23 protein-coding genes and 1 tRNA gene are annotated in these 25,607 nt (G+C 62.7%); 14 read left to right on the forward strand and 10 right to left on the reverse strand.

Features of this window, described 5'->3' with window-relative positions; translation table 11 throughout:
- Positions 1–42 precede the first annotated feature (42 nt).
- Positions 43–468 carry a hypothetical protein gene (locus KW568_RS09400; protein ID WP_003251404.1) on the reverse strand — a complete coding sequence of 142 codons (426 nt, stop codon included), beginning with the start codon at positions 466–468 and terminating at the stop codon, positions 43–45.
- Between the two features lie 211 nt (positions 469–679).
- On the opposite strand from KW568_RS09400, the gene KW568_RS09405 reads away from it, so the two are divergent.
- Positions 680–982, forward strand: a complete 303-nt coding sequence (locus tag KW568_RS09405; RefSeq protein ID WP_003251402.1) for a hypothetical protein — start codon at positions 680–682, stop codon at positions 980–982.
- A gap of 3 nt (positions 983–985) precedes the next feature.
- Here the strand turns inward: KW568_RS09405 and KW568_RS09410 are convergent, their stop codons facing one another.
- The gene (locus KW568_RS09410) at positions 986–2,236 is read right to left on the reverse strand and encodes an aspartate aminotransferase family protein (RefSeq protein WP_004576936.1); all 1,251 of its coding nucleotides are present in this window, start codon (positions 2,234–2,236) and stop codon (positions 986–988) included.
- A gap of 180 nt (positions 2,237–2,416) precedes the next feature.
- Positions 2,417–3,313, reverse strand: a complete 897-nt coding sequence (gcvA, locus tag KW568_RS09415) for a transcriptional regulator GcvA (RefSeq protein ID WP_003251398.1) — start codon at positions 3,311–3,313, stop codon at positions 2,417–2,419.
- A gap of 257 nt (positions 3,314–3,570) precedes the next feature.
- Between gcvA and KW568_RS09420 the strand changes: the two genes are divergently transcribed.
- The 3 genes from KW568_RS09420 to KW568_RS09430 all read left to right on the forward strand — a co-directional run bounded on the left by KW568_RS09420 (position 3,571) and on the right by KW568_RS09430 (position 6,291).
- Entirely contained in the window at positions 3,571–4,953 is a 1,383-nt protein-coding gene (locus KW568_RS09420; protein ID WP_003251396.1) for an amino acid permease, read from the forward strand.
- A gap of 57 nt (positions 4,954–5,010) precedes the next feature.
- Positions 5,011–5,508, forward strand: coding sequence for a PaaI family thioesterase (locus tag KW568_RS09425; RefSeq protein ID WP_003251394.1), 498 nt, complete (start codon positions 5,011–5,013; stop codon positions 5,506–5,508).
- Positions 5,509–5,595: 87 nt separating this feature from the next.
- On the forward strand, positions 5,596–6,291 hold the full coding sequence (locus KW568_RS09430) for a glutathione S-transferase N-terminal domain-containing protein (RefSeq protein ID WP_003251392.1): 696 nt from the start codon (positions 5,596–5,598) through the stop codon (positions 6,289–6,291).
- 332 nt (positions 6,292–6,623) lie between these two features.
- Here the strand turns inward: KW568_RS09430 and KW568_RS09435 are convergent, their stop codons facing one another.
- Complete coding sequence (locus KW568_RS09435; RefSeq protein WP_003251390.1) at positions 6,624–8,240, reverse strand: inorganic phosphate transporter; 1,617 nt, start codon at positions 8,238–8,240, stop codon at positions 6,624–6,626.
- Positions 8,241–8,368: 128 nt separating this feature from the next.
- On the opposite strand from KW568_RS09435, the gene KW568_RS09440 reads away from it, so the two are divergent.
- The 9 genes from KW568_RS09440 to KW568_RS09480 all read left to right on the forward strand — a co-directional run bounded on the left by KW568_RS09440 (position 8,369) and on the right by KW568_RS09480 (position 16,604).
- Complete coding sequence (locus KW568_RS09440; RefSeq protein ID WP_003251388.1) at positions 8,369–8,755, forward strand: DUF488 domain-containing protein; 387 nt, start codon at positions 8,369–8,371, stop codon at positions 8,753–8,755.
- 10 nt (positions 8,756–8,765) lie between these two features.
- A complete protein-coding gene (locus tag KW568_RS09445) occupies positions 8,766–9,209 on the forward strand; it encodes a GNAT family N-acetyltransferase (protein ID WP_003251386.1) in 444 nt (147 codons plus the stop codon).
- Between the two features lie 107 nt (positions 9,210–9,316).
- Positions 9,317–9,706, forward strand: a complete 390-nt coding sequence (locus tag KW568_RS09450) for a helix-turn-helix domain-containing protein (RefSeq protein WP_004575637.1) — start codon at positions 9,317–9,319, stop codon at positions 9,704–9,706.
- A gap of 63 nt (positions 9,707–9,769) precedes the next feature.
- Positions 9,770–10,408 (forward strand): UvrY/SirA/GacA family response regulator transcription factor, encoded by a 639-nt coding sequence (gene uvrY, locus KW568_RS09455; protein WP_003251380.1) that lies wholly within the window; start codon positions 9,770–9,772, stop codon positions 10,406–10,408.
- Between the two features lie 6 nt (positions 10,409–10,414).
- On the forward strand, positions 10,415–12,238 hold the full coding sequence (uvrC, locus tag KW568_RS09460; RefSeq protein WP_003251376.1) for an excinuclease ABC subunit UvrC: 1,824 nt from the start codon (positions 10,415–10,417) through the stop codon (positions 12,236–12,238).
- A gap of 33 nt (positions 12,239–12,271) precedes the next feature.
- Positions 12,272–12,832 carry a CDP-diacylglycerol--glycerol-3-phosphate 3-phosphatidyltransferase gene (gene pgsA / locus KW568_RS09465; protein ID WP_003251374.1) on the forward strand — a complete coding sequence of 187 codons (561 nt, stop codon included), beginning with the start codon at positions 12,272–12,274 and terminating at the stop codon, positions 12,830–12,832.
- A 63-nt stretch (positions 12,833–12,895) separates the two neighbouring features.
- Positions 12,896–12,971: transfer RNA gene (locus tag KW568_RS09470), tRNA-Gly, on the forward strand.
- A 221-nt stretch (positions 12,972–13,192) separates the two neighbouring features.
- Complete coding sequence (locus KW568_RS09475; RefSeq protein WP_004575636.1) at positions 13,193–14,995, forward strand: integrase arm-type DNA-binding domain-containing protein; 1,803 nt, start codon at positions 13,193–13,195, stop codon at positions 14,993–14,995.
- A gap of 172 nt (positions 14,996–15,167) precedes the next feature.
- The gene (locus tag KW568_RS09480; RefSeq protein WP_004575635.1) at positions 15,168–16,604 is read left to right on the forward strand and encodes an IS1182 family transposase; all 1,437 of its coding nucleotides are present in this window, start codon (positions 15,168–15,170) and stop codon (positions 16,602–16,604) included.
- Positions 16,605–17,106: 502 nt separating this feature from the next.
- Here KW568_RS09480 and KW568_RS09485 read toward each other — a convergent pair.
- The 6 genes from KW568_RS09485 to KW568_RS09510 all read right to left on the reverse strand — a co-directional run bounded on the left by KW568_RS09485 (position 17,107) and on the right by KW568_RS09510 (position 24,647).
- Complete coding sequence (locus KW568_RS09485) at positions 17,107–18,348, reverse strand: OprD family porin (RefSeq protein ID WP_004575634.1); 1,242 nt, start codon at positions 18,346–18,348, stop codon at positions 17,107–17,109.
- Between the two features lie 147 nt (positions 18,349–18,495).
- Complete coding sequence (locus KW568_RS09490) at positions 18,496–20,226, reverse strand: biotin carboxylase N-terminal domain-containing protein (RefSeq protein ID WP_004575633.1); 1,731 nt, start codon at positions 20,224–20,226, stop codon at positions 18,496–18,498.
- Entirely contained in the window at positions 20,223–21,821 is a 1,599-nt protein-coding gene (locus KW568_RS09495) for a 5-oxoprolinase/urea amidolyase family protein (protein WP_004575632.1), read from the reverse strand. Before KW568_RS09495 ends, KW568_RS09490 begins: the two co-directional genes overlap by 4 nt.
- 9 nt (positions 21,822–21,830) lie before the next feature.
- Positions 21,831–22,625 (reverse strand): putative hydro-lyase, encoded by a 795-nt coding sequence (locus tag KW568_RS09500; RefSeq protein WP_004575631.1) that lies wholly within the window; start codon positions 22,623–22,625, stop codon positions 21,831–21,833.
- Positions 22,622–23,392, reverse strand: coding sequence for a LamB/YcsF family protein (locus KW568_RS09505; RefSeq protein WP_004575630.1), 771 nt, complete (start codon positions 23,390–23,392; stop codon positions 22,622–22,624). Before KW568_RS09505 ends, KW568_RS09500 begins: the two co-directional genes overlap by 4 nt.
- 22 nt (positions 23,393–23,414) lie before the next feature.
- Positions 23,415–24,647, reverse strand: coding sequence for an NRAMP family divalent metal transporter (locus KW568_RS09510; RefSeq protein ID WP_004575629.1), 1,233 nt, complete (start codon positions 24,645–24,647; stop codon positions 23,415–23,417).
- A gap of 254 nt (positions 24,648–24,901) precedes the next feature.
- Between KW568_RS09510 and KW568_RS09515 the strand changes: the two genes are divergently transcribed.
- Positions 24,902–25,567 (forward strand): GntR family transcriptional regulator, encoded by a 666-nt coding sequence (locus KW568_RS09515; RefSeq protein ID WP_004575628.1) that lies wholly within the window; start codon positions 24,902–24,904, stop codon positions 25,565–25,567.
- Positions 25,568–25,607 lie beyond the last annotated feature (40 nt).

The following is a 25,607-nucleotide window of genomic DNA, read 5'->3' on the forward strand; positions in this document are numbered from 1 at the left end:
CAAGTTAGCAGACCGGTGGAATCCTGCCCTGCCACCGGGCCGTCAGTCGGCCTGGGCTTGCAGCATCCACTGGTCATCTACTTCACGGGCCAGGCCGCTGGCCGGCAGCAAGGCCAGCAGGCGCGTGTGCAGGGCGGCCTCGGTGAAGGTCTTGAGGGTGGTCAGGTCCAGCGCGCCGACCAGGTTGAGATCAGCCTTGGTGTACGACAGCCAGGCTTTTTTCAACACCTGGGCGACGTCGCTGCCGGCGGTGGTGGCGAACCGGCGGTGCCACTGGCGGCCTTCGAAGGTGAAGTTGTGCGCGTGGCTGTAGGTGCTTTGGTCGGCGCCTTCTACGCAGCGGTGGCAGCGGCATGGGCCCTCGCCGAAGGCGTTGCGCAGGTAGCTGTTGAAGTCCACGACGGGCTTGAGGGACAGGCGTTTGTCGACTTCGAACAGGTCGGCGATCAGGGGTTCTTCGGCGCTCACTCGGGATCCTCGTGTGGTGTGGCTTGCATCGGCGGGCACCCTAACAGATCGGGGCATTCAGATCACCTGTTGCAGGTGTCCTGCATACCCTGAGCAACATGCGATCCCCGTGGGAGCGGGCGTGCCCGCGAAGAGGCCAGTAGAGACAACAGAGACGGCCTGCCGTACTCTACGCGCCCGTACGCCTATACACCCACCGAGGTAACCCCGTTTGAGCATCAAGTACCCGTACATCGCCACCGTGACCATCAGCGCTGAAGACCGTGGCGGAGATACCGAGGCTTCGGAAAACCCCAGGATGCGCGTGGGCCTGGAAGCGGTGACCGAAACCCTGAAGAAGGTGCATTTCGTCGGTACGCTCGCGGCCCCTGAGAAACCGGCCACGCACATTTGCGTAACCCTGGAGAACGGCCTGACCTATTACGGCCCGATCGTCAACGGCCATGCCGAACTGGAAGGCGGCTGGATCGCCTTCGAGTCCGACATGCTTACCCCGGAAGAACTCGGCCTGTAAGCCTCAGTTCAGTTCTGCCAGGCACTGCTCGAGGATATCCAGCCCTTCCTCGAGCACCTCGGCCTCGATGGTCAACGGCGCCAGCAGGCGAATGATGTGCCGCGCCTTGCCGCTGGGCATCAGCAGCAGGCCCTTGGCGCGGGCCGCTTCCATCACCTTGGCCAGTTGTGCCGGTGCCGGGCTGCCATCGGCATTGGCGAACTCGATCCCTCGCATGGCGCCCACGCCGGTCAGGCGGCCGATGTACGGGCTCAGGCCCGAAGCCTTCCAGCGCTCATAACGGCTGACGATGGCCTGTTCCTGCTGTTCACCCCAGGTTGCAACGTTTTCGTCGGTCATCTGCGCCAGGCTGGCCAAGGCCGCCGCACAGGCAATCGGGTTGCCCGAATAGGTGCCACCCAGGCCGCCCTTGGGCAGCGCCGCCATCAATTCCTTGCGCCCGACCACTGCACCCAGCGGCATACCGCCAGCGATGCTCTTGGCCAGCAGCAGCAGGTCGGGCTCGATACCCAGGCGCGGAAACGCGAAGCGCTGGCCGGTGCGGCCGAAGCCCGACTGGATCTCGTCGATGATGATCAGGATGCCACGCTCGTCGCAGAAGCGGCGCAGGGCCTGGGCGAAGGCCGGGTCCAGGGCAAGGAAGCCGCCTTCACCCTGCACCGGCTCGAAGATGAACGCCGCGACGTCCTCCACCGCCAGCTCGACGCTGAACAGGCGGTCCATGGCCTTGAGTGCCTGTTCGCAGGTAACCCCGGTATCCGCGCCAGGGTAGGGCAGGTGGTACACCGGCCCGGGCAGTTCGCCGACCCGCTGCTTGTAGGGGGCGACCTTGCCATTGAGGTTCAGGGTGGCCAGGGTGCGGCCATGGAAGCCGCCGTCGAACGCGATGATGGCGCGTTTGCCGGTGGCGCCGCGGGCCACTTTCAGGGCGTTTTCCGCCGCTTCCGCGCCGCTGTTGGTGAGCATGCCGGCCAGTGGGTAGCTGACTGGCACAAACTGGCTCAGTTGCTCCATCAGGGCCAGGTACGGGCCGTGAGGGGCCGCGTTGAAGGCGTAGTGGGTCAGGCGGGTGGCCTGAGCCTGAATGGCCTCGACTACAGCGGGGTTGCAGTGGCCCAGGTTGAGCACGCCGATACCGCCGACGAAGTCGATGTAACGTTTGCCGTCAGTGTCCCAGACTTCGGCGTTACGGCCATGGGAAAGTGTGATCGGGTGAACGATGGCAATGGATTGGCTGATACTTTCCTGGTTCATGGGGGCACGCGGACCTTGTTCGAGTTTCTTATTATCCAAGCGTGTCGGCGGGTTATTCCGCAAACGAATTATTCGATTGCGATCATTCCATGGATTCGTGATCTGGCCGGTTTTTTGGGTTGGCTGTGCCGGCCTCTTCGCGGGCAAGCCCGCTCCTACCAGAGGCCGGGGCAGGTCAAATCAATCGCCTTCAGCCACCCGCTCCCGGATCCACTGCACGAAGGCCCTGATCTTGGGCACTTCGGCCGCATGCTCGGCATGCGCAATGAAGTGCCTCCCGTTGCTTGCCACAGGGTGGTCCCAGGCCACCACCAGCTTGCCCTCGCTCAGCTCTTCGGCCACCAGATAGCGGGGAATCAGGGCTATGCCGCAGCCGGAGATGGCCGCGCGGATGCACAGGTAGAACGTGTCGAAGCGCGGCCCGTGGTAGCTGTTCTGGCTATGCAACCCAAGCCCCAGGAACCACTCATGCCAGGCCTCCGGCCGCGACACGCATTGCAACAGGCGGTGCTCAGTCAATGCCTGGGCGCTGTCGAAACGGTGGCTGGCCAGCAGCTGCGGGCTGCACACCGGCACCACTTCTTCGCTGAACAACTCGATGCAGGTCGCCCCGGGCCAGGTGCCCTGGCCGAAGAAAAAGGCGACGTCAGCCTTGGCCTGTACCAGGTCGAATGGCTCCAGCTCGTTGCGCACATCCAGGTGAATGCGTGGGTAGCGGTCACCAAAACCCTTGAGCCGGGGCACCAGCCAGCGGGCGCCGAAGGTCGGCTGTGTGGCGATGCGCAGCACTTCGGTTTCGTCGCCGTAGCTGAGGATGTAGCGGCTGGATATGTCGATCTGGGTGAGGATCTTGTTCACTTCGGTGAGGTACAGCGCGCCGGCCGGGGTCAGGTGCAGGCGCCGGCGAATGCGCTGGAACAGCGAGTGCGAGAGCATGTCTTCAAGCTGCGCGACCTGCTTGCTGACGGCGCTCTGGGTCAGGTGCAGTTCCTGGGCCGCGCGGGTGAAGCTGAGGTGGCGAGCGGCCGCTTCGAAGCACTGAAGGGCGGTGGTCGAAGGCATCAGGCGTTTGGACATGACGGGCAAATACCGAGCAAAAAAGGAAGGAGTTCATTCCATAAAGGAATTATGTGGTTCGAAAAGGTCGTTTGTTGACCCCGGCCTATAGATTAATACTGACCTGGATCAACGATTACAACCGGTCATGCGAAGAGGAGGTCAATACCCGCTTCGGTCATCTGCAAAAAACAACAACAACACACATCAGAAATTTATAAGAATTCTGCTCAGACCTTCAGCCGCTTTGCTGCGGCCGACCCATTCGAGGGTTCTTCATGGCTTCGCAAGACAACAAGAAACAGCGCTCACTGCAGCACGGCCTGACTTCCCGTCAGGTTTCCATGATCTCCATTGCCGGCATCATCGGCGCCGGGCTGTTCATCGGGTCCTCCAACGCCATTGCCACCGCCGGCCCGGCCATCCTCATCTCCTACGCCATGACTGGCCTGCTGGTCTTGCTGGTGATGCGCATGCTGGGTGAAATGGCCATCGCAAACCCCAACAGCGGCTCTTTTTCCACCTACGCCTCGGAGGCCATCGGGCCTTGGGCGGGCTTTACCATTGGCTGGCTGTACTGGTGGTTCTGGGTGTTGATCATTCCGGTGGAAGCCATTGCCGGTGCTGACATCCTGCATGCCTACTTCCCTGGCGTGCCGTCCTGGCTGTTCGCCTTCCTGATCATGCTGGTGCTGTCGGGCACCAACCTGGTCAGCGTGAAGAACTTCGGTGCTTTCGAGTACTGGTTCGCGTTGGTCAAGGTGGTCGCGATCATTGGCTTCATCGGGGTGTGCACCTTGGCGGTGTTCGGTTTCTGGCCGCTGGCCGAGGTCTCCGGGGTCAGCCGACTGTGGGACAGCGGTGGTTTCATGCCCAATGGGTTCGGGACGGTGCTTGGGGGCGTGCTGATCACCATCTTCTCGTTCTTCGGTGCCGAAATCGTCACCATCGCGGCGGACGAAACCGCCAACCCGAAAGACAAGATTCGCCGCGCCACCAACCTGGTGGTGTACCGCATCGCCATTTTCTACCTGGCGTCGATCTTCCTGGTGGTGTCGCTGGTGGCCTGGAACGACCCCGGGCTGAAAGCAGTAGGGTCGTTCCAGCGTGTACTGGAAGTGCTGAACGTGCCGGGCGCCAAGTTGCTGGTTGACCTGGTGGTGCTGGTGGCGGTGACAAGTTGCATGAACTCGGGGCTGTACACGGCGTCGCGCATGCTCTATTCGCTTGGCGCGCGTGGCCAGGCGCTGAGCGTGACCAAGCGCATCTCCGGTTCCGGCGTGCCGACCGTGGCAGTGATCTTCTCGACCCTGGCGGGTTTCGCTGGCTGCCTCGTCAACTATGTGTTCCCGGGCAAGGTGTTTGGCTTCCTGCTGTCGACCACTGGCGCCATCGCTTTGCTGGTGTACCTGGTCATTGCCGTGTCGCAGCTGCGCATGCGTGCCCGTGCCGAGCGTGAAGGGCGCCCGCTGGAACTGAAGATGTGGCTGTTCCCATGGCTGACCTGGCTGGTGATCGGCACCATCGTCATGGTGCTGGGCTACATGCTGTTCAGCGATGCCTACCGCTATGAGACGCTGATGACTGCCGGGGTGACCGCGTTCATCCTGCTGGTTTCGCTGACCCAGCGGCGTACGAAGATGGTTGCCCAGACGGTCTGATGTTTCTGCTTTAATGGGGGCGTTGCGCGCCCCCATTCCAACAAGCACAGGAAGCGTATGACTGATCACACACTTTCCCTTCAAGCCCTCGCGGCCCCTGAGGGTACTTGCTATGGCTGCGGCTGTTCCCACCCCAGCGGCCTGCACCTGCAAAGCCACTGGGACGCCGACGGTGTTCACCTGGTGTGCCGGCACTCGCCCGACAGCACCTTCATTGGCTGGCCTGGCCTGGTTTACGGTGGCCTGCTGGCGATGCTGGTCGACTGCCACTCCAACTGGACGGCGATGGCCTACCACTACCGTAACGAAGGCCGAGAACCGGGCAGCCTGCCGCGGATCGACTGCGTTACCGGCACGCTCAACCTGACCTACCTGAAACCTACGCCGATGGGCGTCGAGCTGTTGCTCAAGGCGCGTGTCGAAGGCGAAGTGGGGCGCAAGAGCCGGGTCATCTGCGAAGTCTGGGCAGAGGATGTACTGACGGTGACGGCCGACTCCGTGTTTGTCCGCGTCGATACCGAAAAGCTCAAGCTCAAGGCCCACGGCCAGGCCTGAGCTGCCAACGCTGATGAGTGGTCGGTGATGGTCAGCGGCTGGGGATGTCTCTAGAGTGACAGGCTCATTCCCTTGGCAAGGTTGATCATGACCGAACTCAGTGCTTTCCCCATTACCCGCAAATGGCCCGCCAAACATCCCGAACGCCTGCAGTTGTACTCGCTGCCGACGCCCAACGGGGTGAAGGTGTCGATCATGCTCGAAGAGATCGGCTTGGCTTACGAGGCGCACAAGGTCAGCTTCGACAACGATGACCAATTGAGCCCCGAGTTCATCTCGCTCAGCGCGAACAACAAGATCCCCGCCATCCTCGACCCGAACGGGCCGGGCGGTCAGCCGCTGCCGCTGTTCGAGTCGGGGGCGATCTTGCAGTACCTGGCGGAGAAGAGCGGCCAGCTGCTCAGCCAGGACCCCGCCCAGCGCTACCAGACCCTGCAGTGGCTGATGTTCCAGATGGGCGGCATCGGGCCGATGTTCGGCCAGGTCGGGTTCTTCCATTTCTTTGCGGGCAAGGAATATGAAGACAAGCGCCCGCGCGACCGCTATGTCAACGAGTCCAAGCGGCTGCTGGGCGTGCTGGATCGGCATTTGAAAGGTCGGCAGTGGATGGCTGAGGAATACAGCATTGCCGACATCGCCATCTTCCCTTGGGTGCGCAACCTGGTGGAGCGCTACAACGCCCGTGACCTGGTGGGCTTCGACCAGTTCAAGGAAGTGCAGCGCGTGCTGGCGAATTTCCTCGAACGGCCAGCCGTGCAGCGTGGCCTGAAAATCCCGGGCTGATCAACCTGTGTAGGGACAACTGCCTTGTGCAAACGTTGAAAGGCCTGCGCGGTGGCCCGTAGGCGCGGGTTCGCCCGCGAAAGGGCCGGGCCTGCTGGCCAATCTCCACCCGCCGTTCAGCGTTGCCGCCGCTACCGTATTCGCGGGTAAACCCGCTCCTACACCTGATCGGGGGTGGACACATGTCGGTGATTGGGCGCAGGCCGTCGTGTAGGCGCGGGTTTACCCGCGAAAGGGCCGGGCCTGCTGGCCAATCTCCACCCGCCGTTCACGGTTGCCGCCGCTACCGTATTCGCGGGTAAACCCGCTCCTACAGAAGGCGGCGTACGGGTTCAGAAGATGTGGTTCAGCAGCCAGTACAGGCTGCCAGCCAACAGCATTGCCGCTGGCAGGGTCAGCACCCAGGCCATCAGCAGATTGAACAACGTGCGTTTCTGAATCCCCGACCCATTGGCGACCATGGCGCCGGCCACCCCCGAACTCAGCACATGCGTGGTCGACACCGGCAACCCGAACATATCCGCCGCGCCAATGGTGCACATCGCCACCACTTCAGCCGATGCGCCTTGGGCATAGCTGAGGTGGGTCTTGCCGATCTTCTCGCCAACGGTGACCACAATACGCCGCCAGCCAACCATGGTCCCCAACCCGAGCGCGATGGCTACAGCCACCTTCACCCACAACGGAATATAGCGGGTGGCGTCGTCCAGCTGGGCCTTGAACAACAGCACTTGGCTGCGGGTGTCGGCATCGAATGTCACCAGGTGGTTTTTCTCCATGAGGCGGATGGCTTCACTGGTCAGGTACATGTCGTTGCGCACGTTGGCCATGGCTTCAGCCGGTACGCGTTTGAGCGAGCCATAGCCTTTGACCTCTTCGCCGATCATCCCGGTCAGCGCCGCCAATGCCGGTACCAGGTGCGGGCTGGCCTTGGGCTGGGCAATGAACAGGGTAAGCACCTGGCGCGGGTCATCCGGGGCCGCTTGCGGGTTGCTGCGTACCAGTGCCTGGCGGGTCACCTCGGCGACGGCGGAAAACTGCAGGGCCTGCGCGTTGGGCATGGTCTTGTTCAGCGCATAGGCCATCGGCAGGGTGCCGACCAGAATCAGCATGATCAGCCCCATGCCTTTCTGGCCATCGTTGGAGCCGTGGGCAAAAGAGACCCCGGTGCAGGTCAGAATCAGTAGGCTGCGGATCCACCACGGTGGCGGTGTTTGGCCTTCCGGTGCCTGGTAAAGCGCCTTGCGTTTGACCAGCGCGCGCAGGGCCAGCAGCAGCAGGGCTGCACAAGCAAAACCGATCAGCGGTGAGAACAGCAGGGCATAACCCACCTTGCTGGCCTGGGCCCAGTCCACGCCGCTGGTGCCGTCACGCCCATGCATCAGCGCATTGGCCACGCCCACGCCGATGATCGAGCCAATCAGGGTGTGCGAGGACGATGCCGGCAGGCCCAGCCACCAAGTGCCAAGGTTCCAGATGATCGCCGCCAGCAGCAGGGCGAAGACCATGGCGAAGCCGGCCGAAGAACCCACCTGTAGAATCAGTTCTACCGGTAGCAAGGCGATGATGCCGAAGGCCACCGCGCCACTGGAAAAAAGCACGCCCAGGAAATTGCACAGCCCAGACCACACCACCGCTACCGGCGCGGGCAATGAATGGGTGTATATCACGGTGGCTACCGCGTTGGCGGTGTCGTGGAAGCCGTTGACGAACTCGAAGCCCAGGGCAATCACCAGCGCCAGGCCCAGCAGAAGGAACGGTGTGGCCGTGGTGATGACCGTACCGCTTGCGGTCACATCCTGCTTGAGGCTCCAGGCGGTGTAGGCGATACCCGCCAGCAGCAGGCTGAAGAACAACGTTAAGGTGGCACGCCCAGGTTTGTGGGAGAGCTGCGGGCGAGCGTCGTGTTTGGCCAGTAGTGGGCTGCTGGCCACTGACGGGGTTGCCATGGGGGCTCCGGTTGGCGTTGGGCGAAAGTGCCGAAGGCCTTGAGCATAGAAACAATTCGTAACCCGGCCGTGACCTCGATCAATGAATTATCTAGGCTCAAGACGGACGGTAATGGCAGGAGACGCCCATGATTCGCTGCAAACGTGTCTATGATGCGGTTGAGGATGAAGATGGCCAGCGTGTGCTGGTCGACCGCCTTTGGCCGCGCAACAAACGCAAGGAAGACCTCCATGGGCAGTGGTTGCGCGAAGTGGCACCTTCGAATGAATTGCGTAAGGCGTTCCATCAGGGTGAAGTGGATTTCGCCGGTTTTACCCAGCGGTACCAGCAAGCGCTGGCGGCCCACCCCGAACACTGGTATCCGCTGCTGGACATGGCCAGGAAGGGGACGCTGACATTGCTTTATGCTGGCAAGGACAGCGAGCACAACAATGCCCGGGTACTGGCCGACTGGTTGGAAAACGAACTGGACAGGTGTGGCCCTGGCAGTTCGCCAGTGTGTTATGCCCAATGAGCGCAATGCGATGCCCTTACAGTTGATTCCCGCCCAAGACATCCACTGCACCTTCGCCCGCGACCTTACGCGCCGCGCCATGTTGCCCTACTACCGTGAATTCGACCTGCTGTGGATCGAGGACGCCTTCGACGCGGCCTGGGGCTGGCGCGAGCAGTGGCTGGTGATCGAAGGCGACACGCTGTTGGGTTTTTGCAGCCTCAGCCAGGACCGCCAGGCGCTGTTCATCCGCGAGTTGCACCTGTTGCCTGAGTACCGTGGGCGAGGGGTCGGTAGCTGGGTGCTGGAAGAACTGGCGCTGTGGGCCAGGCAGCGGCGCCTTCCCCTGTTGCGGCTGATGGTGTTCCGCAGCAACCCGGCCCGCCTGCTGTACCAGCGCCATGGCTTCATCGAAATGGGTGAAGACGAATGCTTTGTGCGGATGCAGCGGGATATCAACGTAGTAGCTAAATGATGGCTTGTCGCGACCGCAGAGCATGGGCATAGTGGATCCACACCTTTACGGCTGCCTGCAGGCGGGCAGGCCGTACTTGAGAGGATAAGGGAAAAGGAGAAGCCCCTATGAACGGAATCGGTCCACGGCTGCGGGAAGAGCGTGAGCGGCTGGGTATGACCCAGCGTGTATTTGGCGATATCGGTGGCGTCGAGCCCAACGCTCAGGGCAAGTACGAAAGCGGTGAGCGCACGCCGCGGCTAGATTACCTGGCGGCATTGGCGACCCGGGGCGTGGATGCGTTGTATGTCCTCAGCGGCCTGCGCACCCCGGCAGCGCACGAAGGTTTGAACACGGATGAGTCCGGTTTGCTGGGGGCTTTTCGGAAATTGCGGTCGGATGATCAGGCGGCGCTCTTGCACCTTTTGGGGCGGTTGGCCAACGACGCCAAGCCCCGGCAAATAGTGCGGCCTCTCACAGTCGAACGTCAGTCGTTTCTGACGGAAGCAATGCGTTAGGCCCACCGTGAAAAATTTTGTTAAGGTGGCGGGATCCAATCGCCCTGCTGACGAGGTGTGTGCTTGATTAGGGTCTTAGTGGTCGATGATCACGATCTGGTACGAACCGGTATTACACGCATGTTGGCCGACATCGACGGCCTGCAGGTGGTGGGTGAGGGAGATTCCGGCGAATCGGCACTGAAACTGGCCCGGGAGCTGAAACCGGACGTTGTGCTGATGGATGTGAAAATGCCCGGTATCGGCGGCCTGGAGGCCACCCGCAAACTGCTGCGCAGCCACCCTGACATCAAGGTAGTGGCGGTGACGGTGTGCGAGGAGGACCCGTTCCCCACACGCTTGTTGCAGGCCGGCGCTGCCGGCTACCTGACCAAGGGTGCAGGCCTTGACGAAATGGTCCAGGCCATTCGTCTGGCCTTTGCCGGCCAGCGCTATATCAGCCCGCAGATCGCCCAGCAGTTGGCGCTGAAACCGTTCCAGCCGCAGGGCTCGCCGTTCGACGCGCTGTCCGAGCGGGAAATCCAGATTGCCCTGATGATTGTCGGCTGCCAGAAAGTGCAGATCATCTCCGACAAGTTGTGCCTCTCGCCCAAGACCGTCAATACTTACCGTTATCGGATCTTTGAAAAACTCTCGGTCACCAGCGACGTCGAATTGACCTTGCTGGCCGTTCGCCACGGTATGGTTGACGCAAGCCTGTAAAACCTCATGTCCCAAGTCTTTGATGCCAGCGCATTCCTGGCGACCTGCAGTGGTCGCCCGGGCGTTTACCGGATGTTCGACGGCGAAGCCCGGCTGCTTTACGTGGGCAAGGCCAAGAACCTGAAGAAACGCCTGGCCAGCTATTTCCGCAAGGCTGGCCTTGCGCCCAAGACCGCCGCGCTGGTTGCGCGCATCGCCCAGGTTGAAACCACCATCACCGCCAACGAAACCGAGGCGTTGCTGCTGGAGCAGAACCTAATCAAGGAGTGGCGGCCGCCTTACAACATCCTGCTGCGCGACGATAAGTCCTACCCCTACGTGTTTCTGTCCGATGGCGAGTTCCCGCGCCTGGGCATTCACCGTGGGGCGAAAAAGGCCAAGGGCCGTTACTTTGGCCCGTACCCCAGCGCCGGGGCCATTCGCGAAAGCCTCAGCCTGCTGCAAAAGGCCTTTTCTGTGCGTCAGTGCGAAGACAGCTACTACGCCAACCGCACCCGGCCATGCCTGCAGTACCAGATAAAGCGCTGCAAAGGGCCCTGCACCGACCTGGTGACTGCCGAGGAATACGCAGAAGACGTGCGCCATTCGGTGATGTTTCTGGAAGGGCGTAGCCAGCAACTGGGCAATGAGTTGAACGCCGAGATGGAAAAGGCCGCCATGGCCCTCGATTTCGAAAAAGCCGCCGAGCTGCGCGACCAGATCGCCTTGTTACGCCGCGTGCAGGACCAGCAGTACATCGAGGGCGGCAGCGGCGATGTCGACGTCATCGCCGCCTTCGTCAACCCGGGTGGTGCCTGTGTGCACCTGATCAGCGTGCGCGGCGGGCGAGTACTGGGCAGCAAGAACTTCTTCCCGCAGGTGGGCATCGAGGAGGAGGTGGCCGAGGTCATGGCCGCATTCCTGTCCCAGTACTATCTGGGCAACGCAGAGCGCGAGCTGCCCGGCGAGTTGATCGTCAACGTTGTTCACGAAGACTTCAACGCCATCACCGAAGCGCTGCACACGCTGCGTGGCCGCGAACTGACCATCAGCCACCGGGTGCGCGGCACCCGCGCCCGCTGGCAGCAACTGGCCGTGACCAATGCCGAGCAGGCGCTGAATGCCCGCCTGGCCAACCGCCAGCACATGGCTGCGCGCTTCGAAGCCCTGGCCGAAGTGCTGGGCCTGGATGAAGTGCCGCAACGCCTGGAATGCTACGACATCAGCCACTCCAGTGGTGAAGCGACCGTGGCCAGTTGCGTGGTGTTCGGCCCCGAGGGGCCGATCAAGTCCGACTACCGCCGCTTCAACATCGAAGGTGTCACCGCAGGTGACGATTACGCGGCCATGCATCAGGCCCTGACCCGCCGCTATGGGCGCATCAAGGACGGCGAGGGCAAGCTGCCCGACGTGCTGCTGGTGGATGGCGGCAAGGGCCAGCTGAACATGGCCCGCGATGTGATGCAGGCGCTGGGCTTCACCGACCTGACCCTGCTGGGTGTGGCCAAGGGCGTTACACGCAAGGCGGGTTTCGAAACCCTGTACCTGAACGATGTGCATCACGAATTTACCCTCAAGGGCGATTCATCGGCGTTGCACCTGATCCAACAGATCCGCGACGAAGCCCACCGCTTCGCTATCACCGGCCACCGCGCCCGCCGTGGCAAGGCCCGTCGAGTTTCCAGCCTTGAAGATGTGGCCGGGGTAGGGCCCAAGCGCCGCCGCGACCTGCTGAAACATTTCGGCGGCCTGCAGGAGCTCAACCGCGCCAGTATCGATGAAATCGCCAAAGCCCCCGGCATCAGTAAAAAGCTTGCCGAGTCGATTTATGCCAGCCTGCATAGCGAGTAGAATGCCGGGCTCAACTTGCAGCCAGTCGTACCGATGAATATTCCAAACCTGCTCACCGTTCTACGCGTCCTGCTCATTCCGTGCTTCATTCTGCTGTTCTACATGCCCTATCAGTGGAGTTACATGGCCGCCAGCAGCGTATTCGCCGTAGCCGCCGCCACCGATTGGCTGGACGGCTACCTGGCGCGTCGACTGCAGCAGAGCACGCCGTTCGGCGCCTTCCTCGACCCGGTGGCCGACAAGCTGATGGTGGCAGTGGCCCTGGTGCTGCTGGTGCAGACCCACGCCAACTTCTGGCTGACCCTGCCCGCCGCGGTCATCATCGGCCGCGAGATCGTGGTGTCTGCGCTGCGCGAGTGGATGGCTGAGCTAGGCGCGCGGGCGCATGTGGCGGTGTCCAACCTCGGTAAGTGGAAGACTGCGGCGCAGATGCTGGCGCTGGTGATCCTGCTGGGCAACCCACCGGCGGTGACCTTCTGGGTGATCCTGGGCTACGGGCTGCTGCTGGTGGCAGCGGGGCTGACGCTGTGGTCGATGGTGCACTACCTGCTGGCCGCCTGGCCGCACCTGCGCGAAGGCTCAGAAAAAAAATAAAAGTTTTTTGAATCAAGGGGTTGACGCTGTTTTAGAAATCGCTAGAATGGCACCTATCACGACGCGGGAATAGCTCAGTTGGTAGAGCACGACCTTGCCAAGGTCGGGGTCGCGAGTTCGAGTCTCGTTTCCCGCTCCAGTTATAGATCTACAGAGTTCCATGGAAGTCTGTAAGTCGTTGAAATAAGGGCCTTCGGGCCCTTTTTTCGTTCCAGCGGAAACCACCGAAAACCGGCAGTATCCGGACATTTTAAGTCCAGAATTGAGTCCAGAATTGGAAATGCCCCAATTCGCTTTTCCGGTAGAGCTAGGTGGAGCACGAGACGAGCATTTGGCCTCTGACAGGTTCAGGAGGTCACCATGGCACTCTCGGAGATGGCGATTCGGCACGCCCGAGTTACCGGTAAGGACTACACGCTCGCGGACAGCGATGGCTTGTTCCTCAATGTCACGGCGCAGGGCGGTAAGATCTGGCATTTCCGCTACTACTGGGCTGGCCGGCAGAAACGCATGTCGTTTGGCAGCTACCCACAGGTCGGCCTGCGCGACGCACGTACGCGTCGCGATGAAGCACGGGCACTGATTGCTCAGGGCACTAATCCGTGCGAGCAGCGCAAGCAGCAACGGCAGGCAGTCCGCCTCTCCAGCGACCATTCCTTTGAGGCCGTGTTTAATCAGTGGATCGCTTTTCGCCGGCTGAGCCTCAACGAGGGGCGGCAGAGCACGCTGTCGCAGATCCTGCGCATTTTCGGCAAAGACATTCTTCCCTACCTCGGTGATCGCTCCATCTACGACATCAGCCGTCATGTGCTCATGGAGGTGCTGGATCGCATCGAGTCTCGTGGCGCGTACACCACTGCAGAAAAGTGCCGGACCTGGCTCAATCAATTGTTTCGGTATGCGCTTGTGCGCGTAGCGGGGCTTGATTACAACCCTGCTGCAGACCTGGATGTGGTGGCTATGCCCAAGCCACCGGTAGAGCACAATCCCTTCCTACGCATGGAGGAGTTGCCTCAACTGCTGAGCAAGCTGCGAGGTTATCATGGCGGTCAGCAGACCCTATTGGGTATCTGGCTCCTGCTGCTCACTGGTGTGCGAACCGGTGAGCTGCGCCTGGCCACACCGGATCAGTTCGACCTGGAGCGCCGGCTGTGGGTCATTCCAGCTGAGGTGGTCAAGCAACTACAACTCAAACTACGCAAGAACCGCAGTCTCGCCTCCAAGGTGCCGCCGTATATCGTTCCGCTCTCCGTCCAGGCGACCGAGGTGGTCAGGCTATTACTTGATCGTGTGGTTCCCGCGCAGCGGCATCTGCTTACCCATCGAAGCGATCTCAGCAAGCGCATCAGCGAGAACACTTTGAACAGCGCGTTGCGGCGCATGGGGTTTGCTGATCGGCTCACCGGGCACGGTATGCGAGCGACCATATCGACTGCCCTGAACGAGATCGGCTATCCGAAAGTTTGGGTCGACGCACAACTTTCACATGCAGACCCTGACAAGGTCAGCGCTTCGTACAACCACGCCGAGTATGTCGAGCAGCGCAGAGCCATGATGCAAGACTGGGCGAATCGGTTGGACCTCTGGGCGCAAGGTCAAGCCCAGGCAGCTGGTGCACCCTTGAGCATACGTTTGGAGGGGACGGCTTCCCAACAAATGCCTACCGATGTTCTACGCGCTGCTGTTCCACTGCACAATATCCCTGTGCAAACCAATCCTCGACTGGGACGGAAAGATGGTCGAGCACGATGGCAGCCAGCACTCGAGGTGTCCGAGCAAGAGCGGAACCATGAAGTCTCCGATATCCAAAAAGAGCGTGCACAGATGCTCGCAGTCTATGAAGCCCCTACTAATCTTCCGCTTCCTGTGTTCGCTCGTCTCGCGGGCAAGTCCCGTGATCAGATCAACCGTGAGATCAAGGCGCGTCGGCTGCTTTCGCTCAGCCTTGGTAACCGGGGGCAGCGTATTCCAGACTGGCAGCTGGATCCTTTGAGACTCAAATTGGTGCTGGCAGTATTTGAATTACTGCCGAGGTTGGGTGATTGGGATGTCTACCGCATGCTGAGCGAACCGCACGGCAAGTTGCGCGGAAATGCTCCGTGCCATGTTGTCACCGTCGCTAATTTTGACGATACGTTACGGTTGCTGACCTGCGCGGGCTAGTGCGTGAATGGATTCGATTTCCTGTCATTCACCGCTGTACTGCTTGGGCTGATCAGATATGGCGGCAGTTGAGGCTCCAGTGGTAAACGCTGATCCGCTATGGGCCCAGGCTGTGTGAAAACGCACGTGATTGTCTAACCTTCTGATCGTCGAGATCGTGGCGGGGACGATCATGAAGCGATTCATTAAAGGTGAATCTCGGACGCAAGTCACGTTGCTGCCGGAGTGCCTGGACGATTACATCACCGAAGAAAATCCAGTTCGGGTGGTCGACGTTTTCGTCGATGAACTCGACCTCGGAGCACTCGGCTTCGAGGGTGTCGATCCGGCTGCAACGGGGCGCCCGGCCTACCATCCAGCAGTCCTGCTGAAAATCTACATCTATGGCTACCTCAACCGGATTCAGTCCAGCCGCCGGCTTGAGCGCGAGGCAGAGAGCAATGTCGAGCTGATGTGGCTAACGGGCCGGTTGGCTCCCGACTTCAAAACGATTGCCGACTTTCGGCGAGACAACGGCAAAGCTATTCGCAGCGTCTGCCGGCAATTCGTAGTGCTTTGCCGCAGCCTCAATCTCTTCTCCCAATCGATCATCGCCATCGATGGCAGCAAATTCAAAGCCGTGAACAACCGCGACCGAAATTTCACTCAAGGCAAGGTGAAGGCGCGCATGCAGCAGATCGAGCAGAGCATTGACCGCTATCTAGCGGCAATGGATTCAGCCGATCAGGCAGCGCCGGAAGTGGCCGAGGCCAAGACTGAGCGATTGAAAGACAAAGTCGAAAAGCTGAAACAGCAGATGCAAAAACTCAAGGACATTGAGGCGCAGCTTCACGCCAGTCCCGATCAGCAAATCTCTCTTACCGATCCAGATGCCCGCTCAATGGCCACTAGCGGCCGAGGCTCCGGCACAGTTGGGTACAACGTACAAACAGCAGTCGACGACAAGCACCATCTGATCATTGCCCATGAGGTGACCAACGTTGGTAATGATCGCGGGCAACTGAGCAATATGGCTAACCAGGCACGAGAAGAAATCGGTGCCGAGGCGCTGACAGTGGTCGCCGACCGAGGCTATTACAAAGGTCCGGAGATCCTTGCTTGCGAGCAGGCCGGGATCACCACTTTTGTCCCGAAGCCGATGACATCAAGCAGCAAAGCGGAAGGCAGATTCGGCAAGCAGGACTTCATCTACATCGCTGCATCGGATGAATACCGATGCCCTGCGGATCAACTACTGACCCGCAGGCATTCTTCGGTGGAAGACGGCATGTTGCTGCACTCCTACTGGTTCGCTGGCTGCCAAAGTTGCTCCTTGCAGAAGCAGTGTACGACGGGTAAGGAACGCCGGTTGAAGCGCTGGGAGCATGAAACGGTAGTCGAAGCGGTGCAGATCCGATTGGAGCATGACCCCGGAAAGATGAAGGTTCGCCGGCAGACGGTGGAGCATCCCTTCGGAACGCTCAAATACTGGATGGGAAGCACCCACTTCCTGACCAAAACCCTGCCGAGGGTAAGCACCGAGATGAGCCTTCACGTACTTGCTTACAATCTCAAACGAATGATGAGCATCTTTGGCATCGCTGGGCTGATTGAAGCGATCAGGACATGAGTCCAAGCGTTTATGCGTCCATATACGGCTATCTGGGCCGCTGCCGCGGCCCAGATAGCACAGGCATCGCCTGGCGCCCGACTGAGTTAGACCTGCACTTACATCTGCTGAATTTACAGGCTGACCCAGCTTCTTTCGCTACTCGATATACTTATTTGCGTTTTCACACGGCCTGGGCCGATAGCAGTCAGTCATGGCTGACCGTTATCGAGCCAAACGGACGTAGTCAAACCTGACGATTTACCGTTCGGCGACCGACATACTCACTGATGAAACAGCAAATTCTTTTACCTTTGGGCTGCGGCGAATGCTTCTGGCGTCGGGCTCTCCTGTCATTGCGCGCTAGTCCCCGACAGCGCCCACGTTCGGCGATGTCCTGGACGGCCTGTTCATCACAGGTTTTGCGGGTGGCTTGTTCTACCTCGCTGGCAGATGGTGAGCGCTCATCCGTGCCCTCACCAAACATCTGCCTTTCACCTGCCAGCGTCAGCTCAGATCGAACTCACCACAACCCCCACGTATAACTAACAATCAACCGCGTCTCATCCAGATCATTACCAAAGTTCGACCGCACCGTCGCATTACGCACCTTCACCCCGAGATTCTTCAACGCCCCAGTCTGCACCACATAACCGATATCGGTATTACGCTCCCACTCCTTCCCCCCATGCCCACCACCGACGCTTACATTGTCGCCACTCACATAGCGGGTCATGAAGGTCAGCCCCGGCAGGCCCATGGCGGCAAAGTTGTAGTCGTAGCGCAGTTGCCAGGAGCGCTCGTCGATGTTGGCGAAATCGTTGATCTGCACGAAGTTGACCAGGTACGGGTCACTGTTGGCGATATACGGGAACGGGTCATCGCCGCTCATGCGCTGGTAGGCGGCGGTGACCATATGGCCGCCAAGGGTATAGGCCACCTGGCCGTTGGCCGAGCGGTTGTCGAGCGGGCGGAAGTTGCCGTCCTCGCGGCTTTTGGCGTAGCGCAGGTCGAATTTGAGGGCCTGCTGCGCGGCCAGTGGTAGTTCGTACACGACACCTGCGAAGATCTGCCGGTAGACGTCTTCGAGGTTGCCGTAGAACAGGCTGGTGCTGAGCCCTTTGTTGAAGCTGTAAGTGCCGCCGGCAAAGCGAAAATCATCGCTCACGCCGCCAATGCGGTTGCCGGTGAAATCCTGGTAGTCAGATGAACTGTTGAACTTGATCTGCTGCAGCTTGCCCGCTTGCAACGCCAGCTTGCTGATGTCGCTCGAGGTGACCATCGCGCCTTCGAAGGTGGAGGGCAGCAGGCGGGTGTCGTTGCTTTGCGCGACCGGGTTGCGAAAGGCCAGCGAGCCAACTTTCAGCACGGTTTCGGACACCTTGGCTTTGGCGGTCAGCTCAAGCTTGGCATAGTCGCGCTGCGAGCCCTGGCCATTGTTGGCGCTCAGGTCCGCTGGCAACAACCCGGTGCCGCCGGAGCCGTCACCGCCATCGAGCTTGAAGCCATACATCCCCAGCGCATCCACCCCCAGGCCAACGGTGCCCTCGGTGTAGCCGGAGCTGAAGCGGAACATCGCGCCTTGTGCCCATTCGGCGGCGTTGTCGCGCTGCGCGGTGGGTGGGCCGTTGCGAAAATCCCGGTTGAAGTAGAAGTTGCGCAGTTCGATGCCGGCGGTGCTGTCGGCGATGAAATCCGCCGAGGCCAGCACCGGGAAAAACAACGCGCACGAACCGAGTGTTGCAAGGGTCTTTTTTGACGACATGCCTGGCATGCTCCGTAGTGGGCAGAGGGGTCGATAAACGTTCTTGTTGTGGGTGCAACAGCGCCGGAGGCTGATTTCCGGCAACATGCAGCCCCTCGGGCCCGAAGGCCCGAGTGCGCGTGGTGGTTCAGGGTGACGCGGGGTGTATCAGTCGATGCGGCCGATGCTGGCGCGCGCCTCGAAGTAGTTGCCGGGTTGCTCGGCAATGCGCAGGGTGCCGGCGCACGGGGCGAGGATGGAGGTTTCCATCTTCATCGCTTCCATCACCGCGATCACTTGCCCGGCCTGCACCTGGGCGCCGTCTTCAATCACCCAGGCGTGCAGGTTGCCGGCCACCGGGGTGATGACGGCTTTGTCGTCGACTGCGGCGGCTGGCGCAGTGGCCTCAGTTGCAGGCGCTGCGCCGTTGAGGCTGATGCCGGCCAGCAGGGCGGCGGGCAGGCCCATCTGGTGGCGCTTGCCGTCGATCTCGACGAAGGTGCGCAGCACGCCTGGGTCGGCCTGCGTGGCGCTGCGCGGGGCGATGCTGACGTGCTCGGCAAAGTCGGTTTCGATCCACCGGGTGTGCACGGCAAAGGTATCGGCGGCGGTGAAGTCGTCGTGGTCCATGACCGCGCGGTGGAACGGCAGCACGGTGGCCACGCCGTCGATGCGAAATTCCGCCAGGGCACGGCGGGCGCGGCGGATGGCTTGCTCGCGGGTGGCGCCGGTGACGATCAGCTTGGCGATCATCGAGTCGAAGTTGGGCGAGACGCGCGAGCCTTCGACCACGCCGGTGTCCAGGCGCACGCCTGGGCCGCTGGGTGGCTGGAAGCCGTCGATGCGGCCGGGGGTGGGCAGGAAGCCGTTGCCGGCGTCTTCGGCGTTGATGCGAAACTCGAAGCTATGCCCGCGCGGCGCCGGGGTGCCGTCGAACGACAGCGGCAGGCCGTCGGCCACGCGCAGCTGTTCGATCACCAGGTCCACGCCGCTGGTTTCTTCGGTGACCGGGTGCTCCACCTGCAGGCGCGTGTTGACCTCCAGGAACGACAGGGTGCCATCGGCGCTGAGCAGAAATTCCACGGTGCCGGCGCCCACGTAGCCGGCCTCGGCGCAGATATCCCGAGCCGAGGCGTGGATGCGCTGGCGCAGCGCGTCGTCCAGGTAGGGTGCCGGGGCTTCTTCGATGAGCTTCTGGTTGCGCCGCTGCAGCGAGCAGTCGCGGGTGCCGACCACGATCACGCGGCCATGGCGGTCGGCGATGATCTGCGCCTCGATGTGCCGTGGGCGGTCGAGGAAGCGCTCGACGAAGCACTCGCCGCGGCCGAAGGCGGTGATGGCCTCACGCACGGCGGACTCGTACAGCTCGCTGACCTCATCGAGCTGCCAGGCCACCTTCAGGCCGCGGCCACCGCCGCCGAAGGCGGCCTTGATGGCAATCGGCAGGCCGTGCTGCTCGGCGAAGGCGACCACTTCACTGGCATCGTTCACCGGGTCTTCGGTGCCGGCCACCAGCGGTGCGCCGACTTTCAGCGCGATACGCCGCGCCTGGACCTTGTCGCCCAGGGCGTCGATGGTGGCAGGGTCCGGGCCGATCCAGGTCAGCCCGGCAGCTTGCACGGCGCGGGCGAAGTCGGCGCGCTCGGACAAGAAGCCGTAGCCTGGGTGCACTGCATCGGCGCCGGCGCGGGCCGCCACCGCCAGCAGTTTCTCGATGTTCAGGTAGCTGTCGGAGGGGCGTTGGCCGTCGAGGGCGTAGGCTTCGTCGGCCTGGTGTACGTGCAGGGCATCGATGTCGGCATCGGCATACACCGCGACACTGGCGACGCCGTAGTCACGGCAGGCGCGGGCGATACGCACGGCGATTTCGCCACGGTTGGCAATCAGGACCTTTTTCATCGGGCAGCAATCTCGTTGGAAGGGGCAGGCCGCACGGGCTCGAAAGCGCCCAGCGGATTGAAGCGAATACGGGCGTTGACCGGGATCTGCCCGGCCAGGTCCAGGTGGTGCGGGGCGACCACGCCAATCACCGGGTAACCACCGGTCAACGGACGGTCGGCGAGGAACAGCACCGGCTGGCCGCTGGGCGGCACCTGGATGGCGCCGACGGTGGTGCCTTCGCTGGGCAGCTCGCCGTCGATGGCGCGTTGCAGCGGCTGCTCGCCAGCCAGGCGAATGCCGATGCGGTTGGATTGCGGCGTCATCTGCCAGACCTGTTCGGCCAGCAGGGCCTGTGCCTCTGCGGTGAACCAGTCGCTGCGCGGGCCCATCACCACGTCCAGGGTGATGACCTGATCGCGGCGCGGCATGGCGAACGCCGGTTGCTCGGTGAGCGACACGGCGGCGCCGCCGACGCGGGCGTGCACACCCAGGCGGTCACCGGCAGCCAGTGGCGCCGGGCCGACCTGGGCCAGGGTGTCGGTGGCCAGGCTGCCCAGCACCGGGGCATGGGTGAAACCCCCGCGGATCGCCAGGTAGTTGCGCAGCCCCGCCGTGGGCGCGTGCAGGCTGACCTGATCGCCGTCCTGCAAGGTGAAGGGCGCGTACAGGGCAGGGCGCAGTACTTCACCATCGGCGCTGCGCACTTCGACCACGGCGTCGGCGCCGGTCACCGCGGCCACGGTCTGGCCGTGGCAGGTAAAGGCCAGGCCGCCCATCAGCACTTCCAGGCAGGCGCTGCCGGCGTCGTTGCCTACCGCGCGGTTGGCCGCGCGCAGGGCGCCGCGGTCCAGCGCGCCGGAGGCCGAGACGCCTTGCCCGGCGCGGCCGGGGCGGCCGAGGTCCTGCAGCAGGGTTTGCAGGCCAGGCGTGAGGATCTCCAGGGCGGTACCGGTGTGGGTGGTCGAGCGGCTGGGCGTTGCCACCGAGACGCGCTGCTCGGCCGAAGGGCCGGCGTCGACGAAGCGCACGCGGTAGCCCGGTTGCAGCAACGCAGGCTCGTCACGCTCCAGGTCCCACATGCGCGTGCCGGTCACGCCGATGATCTGCCAGCCGCCGGGGCTGGCTTGCGGGTAGATGCCACTGAAGCCGCCCGCCAGCGCCACGGCACCGGCCGGGATGCGGGTGCGCGGGGTGCTGCGCCGAGGCACCACGAACCCGGCGCCGCCGCTGAGGTAGGCAAAGCCTGGGGCGAAGCCGCAGAAGGCCACGCTGTAGTCTCTGCCGGTGTGGCGCCGGATCACTTCATCGGTGCTGATGCCCAGCGCCTGGGCGACGTCGGCGAGGTCTTCGCCGTTGTAGTGCACTGGGATCTCGATGAGCTTGCCGGCCTGGCGCGCCGAGGCGCTGATGTCGCGCGCGGCAATCTGCGCCGCCAGCGCCTCGCGGCTGATGAAGCCTGGGCGAAAGTGCACCAGCAAGGTCCGTGCGGCGGGCACGATTTCCTGTACGCCAGCGATGGGCGCCTGCTGCAGGGCGTCGAACAGGGCGAGGGTTTCGTCCAGGTTCGCAAGCTCAACCAGCAACGCGTCCAGGCTGACCGGGTAGAAACGCATGATCCACTCCTATACGTGGTATTGGCTGTCAGGCACGTCGGTGATGAACATGTGCCCCGGCGCGTGGGAAATCGCGAACGGCACCTTCGAGGCCATCACCACCGATTGCGGAGTGACCCCGCAGGCCCAGAACACCGGGATCTCGCCGGGCTTGATGCTGACCGCATCGCCAAAGTCGGGCTGGGCGATATCGGCGATGCCCAGCAGCGCCGGCTCGCCGACATGCACCGGGGCGCCATGCACGCCGGGGTAGCGCGCGGTGATGCGCGCAGCGTCTGCCACACGCTCCGCGGGTACCGGGCGCATCGACACCACCATGTTGCCCTGCAGGCGGCCGGCTGGGCGGCAGGCCCGGTTGCTGCGGTACATCGGCACGTTGCAGCCTTCGCTGATGTGGCGCACATCGATGCCGGCTTCGAGCAGGTCGTTTTCGAAGGTGAAGCTGCAGCCGATCAGGAAGGTGACCAGGTCATCGTGCTCGGCCCACAGTTCACGCACGTCGCTGACTTCTGCTGCCAGTTCACCATCGCGCCACACCCGGTACAGCGGCAGGTCGGTGCGCAGGTCTGCATCGGCGGCCAGGAAGGTGCTGAACTCGCCAGGCTCGGTCACATCCAGCACCGGGCAGGCCTGGGGGTTGCGTTGGGCGAACAGCAGAAAATCATAGGCCCAGTCGCGCGGCAGGCAGATCATGTTGCATTGGGTCAGGCCGGGGGCGTGGCCGGCAGTGGGCGACACCAGCCCGTCACGGTAACGGGCGCGGGCGGCAGCGGCGGCTTCGCGGGCTTGCTGGAATGGGTTCATGGGCGAGCTCCGGTGAATGCGCGCAGGGTGGTGCCGGCTTCGAGCAGGCGGCTTTTGACGGTGCGGGCGATGCCGACGGCATCGGGGCTGTCGCCGTGCACGCAGATCGAATCGGCGTCGAGCTTGATCAACTGTCCATCTTCGGTCTCGATCACCCCGTCACGCACCAGGCGCAGCATGCGCTGGGCGATCAGCTCGACATCGTGCAGCACAGCGCCCGGGCGACTGCGCGCCACCAGCGTGCCTTGGGCGGTGTAGGCGCGGTCGGCGAAGGCTTCGGCGACGCAGCTCAGGCCGGCTTCAGTGGCCCAGCCGATCAGCGGCGAATTGGCCAGGCACACCAGCTTCAGCTGCGGGTCGACACGCAGCACGGCTTCGATCACCGCAGCCGCTTGCACCGGGTCCTGGGCGATGGTGTTGTACAGCGCGCCATGGGGTTTGACGTAGCTCACCTGGGTGCCGACGCTCCGCGCCAGGCCTTGCAGGGCGCCGATCTGGTAGATCACGTCGGCGCGCAGCTGCGCGGCGGGCACCGCCATGTTGCGCCGGCCGAAACCGACCAGGTCGGGGTACGACACATGGGCGCCGATGGCCACGCCGCGGGCGGCGGCGGCTTCAAGGGTGGCGAGGATGCCGGCGGGGTCGCCGGCATGGAAACCACAGGCAACGTTGGCACTGGTGACGATGTCGAGCATCGCGGCATCGTCGCCCATGCTCCAGGCGCCGAAGCTTTCGCCGAGGTCACTGTTGAGGTCGATGGCAGGCATGAAAAAGGTCTCCGTGGCAGTCTCAGGCTGCGTTGATGAAGGCGAAGATGGCACCGGCGGACTTGAACGCCATGTACCACGACAGCAGGCAGGTCAGCACGCCCAGTACCAGCAGCCAGCGCGGGTAGTGGTAGCCGTCCATCAGGTCCGAACGGCGCCAGCCGACGTACATGAAGATGCTCAGGCCCAGCGGCAGAATCAAACCGTTGAAGCCACCGGCGAACACCAGCAGGGCGGCCGGTGGCTTGCCTGCTGTCAGGTATACGGCGACCGCGACCAGAATGAAACCGACCGTGGCCAGGTGGCGGGTGCGCTCGGTGATGCGGCTGGAGAATACCGTGATGAACGACATCGACGTATACGAGGCGCCGATCACGCTGCTGATACCGGCTGCCCACAGCACCAGGCCGAAGACCATCAGGCCGGTTTCGCCGGCGGCGGCGCCGAAGGCTTGCGCGGCCGGGTTGGCGCCTTGGCCCGAGACGTCGATGACAACGCCGCTGGCAACCACGCCGAGGATGGCCAGAAACAGTACGTAGCGCGCGACACCCGTGACCAGGATGCCGGTCAGCGCGGCCTTGGACACCACGTCGATGTTCTCCACGCCCACGGTGCCCTTGTCGAGCAGGCGGTGGGCGCCGGCGTAGGTGATGTAGCCGCCCACCGTGCCACCGACGATGGTGGTGATGGCGGCAAAGTCGACGAAGTCCGGCCACACCGCCTGGCGCAGCGCCTCGCCCAGCGGCGGGTGGGTGGAACAGGCGGCGAAGATGATCAAACCGATCTTGAGCGTGCCGAGCACGATCATGATGCGGTCCATGGCAATGCCCGCGCGGTGCGAGGAGAAGATGCCGATGGCCACCAGCGCGCTCAGTGCGCCGCCCCATTTAGGGTCCAGGCCGATCAGGGCATTGAGGCCCAGCCCGGCGCCGGCAATGTTGCCCAGGCTGAACACCAGGCCGCCGAAGATCACCAGCACGGCCAGGACGTAACCGGAACCCGGGATGGCGGTGTTGGCAAGGTCGGCGGCGCGCATGCGGGTCAGGGTGACGATGCGCCACACGTTCAGTTGCACGACGAAGTCGATCAGGATCGAGGCCAGGATACCGAAGGCGAACGCGGCGCCCAGGGTGGCGGTGAAGGTGGCGGTCTGGGTCAGGAAACCCGGGCCGATGGCCGAGGTGGCCATCATGAAGATCGCGGCGATCAGCGACGATCGCCGGGCCTTGCTGAACTCTAAAGCGGTCTGTGTCACGGCAGCATTCCTACAATGAGAGATGGTTTGGCTGAGCAAAGGCCATGCCATTATTCACAAATATCGCTGAAAGTTAGGGTTTACGCGGCTTGGATTGTTGAACAATCCAGTGTGCATGAGTGAGCATTGTGCGCCAGATTGTTACACTTTCACTCAGCAGTGCTACCTTTTGGAGCACGTAACCCCCCTTGGGCCTTGCCTCGCGCACAGCTCTCGGGGAACATCCACAGGGTTACCTTCACTCAGGACTGCACATGAACGACACCGCCGGCGCCCTCCCTAAAACATTGGGCGAGACCATCACCCAGGACATCCGCCGGATGCTGGTCGAAGGCGAACTGGTGCCGGGGCAGCGCCTGTCCGAGGCGGCATTGGCAGAAACCCTGCAGATTTCCCGCAACACCCTGCGCGAAGCGTTTCGCGTGTTGACCCGCGAAGGCTTGCTCAAGCACGAACCCAACCGCGGCGTGACCGTGGCCGAGCCGGACATGGCCTCGATCATCGACATTTACCGGGTGCGCCGCTTTATCGAATGCAAGGCCATCGCCCAGGGCTTTGCGCTACATCCAGGCGCGCTGAACATGCGCCAGGCGGTGGATGCCGGCATGCAGGCGCGTGAAGCCCGGGACTGGGTGGGCGTGGGCACCGCGAACATGCTGTTCCACCGGGCCATCGTCGAGCTTGGCGACAGCCCGCGGCTGCTGGTGTTCTATGAGCAGATCTCGGCCGAACTGCGCCTGGCGTTCGGCGTGCTCAACGACCCGGAGTTTCTGCACCTGCCGTACCTGGACATGAACGCCGCGATTCTGCGCTGCGTCGAGGAAGGGCGGTCGGAGGAGGCCACGCGCATGCTGGAAGGGTATCTGGTGCAGTCCGAGCGGATTGTGCTGGCGGCGTATGAGCGGCGGGTGAAGCGCTGAGCCTTGTCGCTTCACAGAGACTGAGCCGCTGGTGACGAAT

This window comes from Pseudomonas sp. HD6515, assembly GCF_024971855.1.
In the GTDB taxonomy this organism is placed as follows: domain Bacteria; phylum Pseudomonadota; class Gammaproteobacteria; order Pseudomonadales; family Pseudomonadaceae; genus Aquipseudomonas; species Aquipseudomonas alloputida.